General features: G+C 55.3%; 1 rRNA gene. It reads left to right on the forward strand.

The window, feature by feature from the left end:
* Window positions 1–18: 18 nt before the first annotated feature.
* Window positions 19–235 (forward strand): 16S ribosomal RNA (locus ACTHTK_RS10345); the annotation flags it as partial.

The following is a 235-nucleotide window of genomic DNA, read 5'->3' on the forward strand; positions in this document are numbered from 1 at the left end:
CGGACCCACGCCCCCCACAGCGAGCGCAGACGGTGACTGAAGCAGGAGGTCAAATCCCCGGGCACAACCTGGGACCTGCGTTCTGAACCGGGGGACTAGAGTGTGTCAGAGGGAGGAAGAATTCCACGTGTAGCAGTGAAATGCGTAGAGATGTGGAGGAATAACGAAGGCGAAGGCAGCCTACTGGGAAAACACTGACGTTCATTCTCGAAAGCGATGGTAGCAAACAGTATTA

Origin of the sequence: Neisseria sp. P0006.S009, from assembly GCF_051962915.1 — a bacterium.
GTDB classification, from domain to species: Bacteria; Pseudomonadota; Gammaproteobacteria; order Burkholderiales; family Neisseriaceae; genus Neisseria; species Neisseria subflava_E.